Origin of the sequence: Streptomyces sp. NPDC059853, assembly GCF_042731495.1 — a bacterium.
Classification (GTDB): domain Bacteria; phylum Actinomycetota; class Actinomycetes; order Streptomycetales; family Streptomycetaceae; genus Streptomyces.
In genome coordinates, this window is record NZ_JBHWJL010000379.1 from 314 (window position 1) to 4,314 (window position 4,001).

Genomic DNA, 4,001 nt, shown 5'->3' on the forward strand with positions numbered 1-4,001 from the left:
CCGGTGATCCGTCCGCCGCCGGTGATCGGGGCCTCGGCCTTGGTGCCGGTGAGCAGGGTGACGCCGTGGTCGCGGTGGAGGCCGGCCAGCAGCCGGGCGGCGGGCGTGCCCAGCCGGTCGGCCATCGGGAGCGGCGCCGGGTCGATCAGGGTGACCTCGGGGCCCAGCGCCCGGGCGGTGGCGGCGATCTCGCAGCCCAGGACACCGGCGCCGATCACGGCGAGGCGGCGGGCGGTGCGCAGGTCCGCGCGCAGCCGCCGGGCGTCCTCCACGGTGCGCAGGGTGTGCACCCCGGCCGGCCCGTCGAAGGCCGGCAGCCGGCGCGGGGTCAGCCCGGTGGCCAGGACCAGGTCGTCGTAGCGCAGCCGTTCCCCGTCGGCCAGGGTGACCTCGCGGGCGGCGGTGTCCAGGGCGACGGCCCGCCGGCCGGGCAGCAGCTCGATCCCGAGAGCGGCCAGTTCGGCGGGGGCGCGCAGGACGGTCCGCTCCGCGCTCCAGGCGCCGGAGAGCACCTGCTTGGACAGCGGGGGCCGGTCGTACGGCGGGTGCGGCTCCTCCCCCACCAGCCGGACCCGGCCCCGGTAGCCGCGGGCGCGCAGCGCCTGCGCGGTGGCGAGACCGGCCGCGGAGGCGCCGACGACCAGGACACCGTTCATGCCGAACCGTCGCGTTCGCGCAGCAGGATGGCGGCGGCCGGGCACAGCAGCGCCGCCTCGCGGACGTGCGGGTAGGCGCCGGGCGGCGGGTCGGCGTCCAGCAGGACGACGACGCCGTCCGTCTCGCGCTGGTCGAACACCTCCGGTGCGGCCGTGACGCAGTGTCCGGCGGCGACGCAGCGCGGTTCCTCGACCTCGACCTTGAGGACCATCGTGTTCTCCCGAGTGTGGTTACCAGGTCACCGGCAGGGTGTTGACGCTGAAGACGAGCGCCGTGGTGCGGTAGTCGATGGCGTCCGGCTCGACGGCCAGCCGCAGGGTGGGGAACCGGTTGAACAGGGCGGGCAGGGCGGTACGGAGTTCGGCGCGGGCGAGTTGCTGGCCCAGGCACTGGTGGACGCCGTAGCCGAAGGTGATGTGCGGCTGGGGGGCGCGGCGGACGTCCAGGGTGTCGAGGTCGGTGTCGGACAGGGCGCGGTCGCGGTTGGCGACCAGGATCGACAGGACGACGCGTTCGCCGCGCCGGATCCGCCGGCCGCGGATCTCGATGTCCTCGGCGGCCTCGCGGGGCATGGTGATGGCGGGCGAGCAGTAGCGCAGCAGTTCCTCGACCGCGCCGTCGACGGCGTCGGGTTCGTCGCGGACCACGGCGAGCTGGTCGGGGTGCTGGAGCAGCAGCGTGCTGGAGCCGGCGAGCATGCTGGCGGTGGTCTCGTGGCCGGCGACCAGCAGCATGTTGCCGATGCCGATCAGTTCGTCCTCGGTGAGCCGGTCGCCGTGCTCGCGGACGATGGCGCCCAGCAGGTTGTCGCCGGGGCTGCGCCGGTGGGCGGCGACCAGTTCGCCCATGTAGGCGTCCATCTCGACGAGATTGCTGATGTGTTCCTCGCGGGTGGCGTTGACGTCGAGGCCGATCTGGGCGCGGCGCTGGAAGTCACCGCGGTCGGCGTAGGGGACGCCGAGGAGTTCGCAGATGACGAGGGTGGGGATGGGGGTGCAGAAGGTGCTGATGAGGTCGGCGCCGGGGCCGGCGGCCTCCAGGGCGTCCAGGCGCGCGGTGACGATCTCCTCGATGACCGGCTGGAGGGCGCGGATCCGTTTGACGGTGAAGGCGCCGGTGAGCATGCGGCGCAGCCGGGTGTGGTCGGCGCCGTTGTAATTGAGCAGGTTGCCGGGCTGGTTGAGCATGCTGCGCGGTGCGTCGGGGTCGAAGACGAAGCCCATCCGCAGACGTTCGTCGCTCAGCAGCGCTCTGGCGTCCTCGTAGCGGGTGATGGCGACGGCTTCGAAGGTGTCGAGGATGGGGCTGGGGACGTCGACGCGGGAGAGGTCTTCCTCCTTCTGCATCGCGTACAGCTCGGGGGCGGGGCTGAAGGGGCATCCTGCGGCGCGGGCCGCGAAGGGGAGCACCTGGGGTTCGGGCATGGTGCGGGGCCTTCCTGTCCGGTCGTGGCGGTGGGGCGCGGAGGCGGGGGCTGGGGGCGGGGGCGGGCGGGGTCAGAAGCGGCGGCCGACGACGAACCGGGCGAGTTCGAGGAATTCCTCGCGGTGCGCGTCGGCGAGGTCGGCCCCGTCCAGGCACTCCCGGGCGGCCGCGACGCGGCCCTCCGCCTCCGCGCGGGCCCAGTCCCGGCCGCCGGCCCGCTCCACGAGGTCGGCGACGCGGCGTACCTCGGGCTCGGTCAGGGGGGCGGCGCGCAGGTACAGGGCGCGCAGTTCCTCGCTTCCGGCCGCGTTCAGGGCCGCCACGACGGGCAGGGACTTCTTGCGCACCCGCAGGTCGGCGCCGACCTGTTTGCCGGTGCGGTCCGGGTCGCCCCAGATGCCCAGCAGGTCGTCGACGAGCTGGAAGGCGAGGCCGATGTGTTCGCCGAAGGCGGCCAGCCGCTCGACGCGGGCGGGTGCGGCTCCCACCAGGGCGGCGCCGAGGGAGCAGGCGCAGCCCAGCAGGGCGCCGGTCTTGTCCCCGGCCATCCGCACGCACTCGGTGAGCGTGACGTCGTCGCGCCGTTCGAAGGCGACGTCGGCGCTCTGGCCGCTGATCATGCGCTGGGTGGCGGTGGTCAGCCGGGTGGCGGCCGGGTGGGCGCCGGGCAGCGGGGCGTCCAGCAGGGCGCCGGTGGCGGCGGCGGCCATCGCGTCGCCGGCCAGGATGGTGTGCGGGACGCCGAAGACGGTCCAGGCGGTGGGGCGCCCGCGCCGGGTGGTGTCGCCGTCCATGATGTCGTCGTGCAGCAGGGAGAAGTTGTGGACGAGTTCGATGGCGACGGCGGCCGGCATCCCGTCGGTGCCGGTGCCGCCCGCCGCCCGCGCGGAGAGCAGGGCGAGGGTGGGGCGGAGCAGTTTGCCGCCCCAGGTGCCGGTGGGCCGGCCCTCGGCGTCCGCCCATCCCAGGTGGTAGTGGGCGATGTGCCGCAGCTGCGGGTGCAGTCGGCGCTCCACGCTGGCGCGCAGGGCGGCTTCCAGCAGGGACCGTTCGGTCTCGGGGCGGGCGGTGGCGGGGGCGGTGGAGGCCGGGGTGGTCGTCATGGGGCCGGCCGGAGGACGGGTGACGGGCTGGAGTGGGGCATGGTGCACCTTCGCTGTCGGCGGGGGCGGGCGGTCAGGGGGTGGGCAGGTCGTGCGGGGTGGGCACGGGGGTGCTCAGCAGGGTGCGGCGCAGCACCCTGGGCGAGGTGAGCAGGGTGCGGGGCGGGGCCAGCAGGAAGAGCACGTCCCGGTTGGCGGTGCACACCACCGGGTCGCCGGGGACGTGCGCGCGCACCCGGTCCAGGTAGCGGGTGAGCAGCCGGGCGGCGGGGCCGGTGCGGACGGCGTTGCCGGTGGCGCCCGGCATGGGGCTGTCGGCGCCGGTGGCGACCTCCCAGGCGGGGGCGGCCGCGCGCAGGACGGCTCGCTGGAGGGTGTGCGCGGTGGGCGTGCGCGGGGCGGCCAGGGCGCGGGAGAGGGCGAGCGCGGTGAGCGCGGCGACGGACAGGCCCTGTCCGTAGACGGGGTTGAGGGCGCAGGCCGCGTCGCCGACGACCAGGAGGCCGCTGCGGTCCCGGCCGAGCCGGTCGTAGCGGCGGCGCCGGTTGGCGGTGTGCCGGTAGCCGACGGGCCGGCCGGCCGGGCTGGCCGAGCCGAGCCAGGTGTACGGGGCGGGGTGGGGCAGCCGGCGGGCGAAGTCGACGAACGCGTCGGGGTCGTTGGGCGGGGCCTGGTCGCGGGGGCCGGAGAGGGTGACCGTCCAGCGGCCGTCCTCGACGGGCATGACGATCGCGCCGAGCGGCGCGGTGGCCTCGGGGACGATGTGGCGGACACGGTCGCGGGCGTCCTGGCGATGGCGGGCTCCGATCTGCGCGG

Annotated in this window: 5 protein-coding genes; all 5 read right to left on the reverse strand. The window is 75.7% G+C overall.

Features of this window, described 5'->3' with window-relative positions; all coding sequences use genetic code 11:
• The coding region (locus tag ACFV5N_RS25265) for an NAD(P)/FAD-dependent oxidoreductase (RefSeq protein ID WP_385604096.1) at positions 1-656 on the reverse strand (656 nt) is incomplete at its 3' end.
• Complete coding sequence (locus ACFV5N_RS25270; protein WP_385604098.1) at positions 653-868, reverse strand: ferredoxin; 216 nt, start codon at positions 866-868, stop codon at positions 653-655. The genes ACFV5N_RS25265 and ACFV5N_RS25270, both read right to left, overlap by 4 nt.
• A gap of 19 nt (positions 869-887) precedes the next feature.
• Positions 888-2,081 (reverse strand): cytochrome P450, encoded by a 1,194-nt coding sequence (locus ACFV5N_RS25275; protein WP_385604101.1) that lies wholly within the window; start codon positions 2,079-2,081, stop codon positions 888-890.
• Positions 2,082-2,153: 72 nt separating this feature from the next.
• On the reverse strand, positions 2,154-3,185 hold the full coding sequence (locus ACFV5N_RS25280) for a polyprenyl synthetase family protein (RefSeq protein WP_385604104.1): 1,032 nt from the start codon (positions 3,183-3,185) through the stop codon (positions 2,154-2,156).
• Between the two features lie 73 nt (positions 3,186-3,258).
• Positions 3,259-4,001, reverse strand: a 743-nt coding sequence (locus tag ACFV5N_RS25285; RefSeq protein WP_385604107.1) for a hypothetical protein, incomplete at its 5' end; no start/stop codon positions are given.

Bases quoted from the DNA above. Each gene is read 5' to 3' on its own strand.
- ACFV5N_RS25270 (WP_385604098.1), bottom strand. From the start codon at position 868: ATGGTCCTCAAGGTCGAGGTCGAGGAACCGCGCTGCGTCGCCGCCGGA.
- ACFV5N_RS25280 (WP_385604104.1), bottom strand. From the start codon at position 3,185: ATGACGACCACCCCGGCCTCCACCGCCCCCGCCACCGCCCGCCCCGAG.
- ACFV5N_RS25275 (WP_385604101.1), bottom strand. From the start codon at position 2,081: ATGCCCGAACCCCAGGTGCTCCCCTTCGCGGCCCGCGCCGCAGGATGC.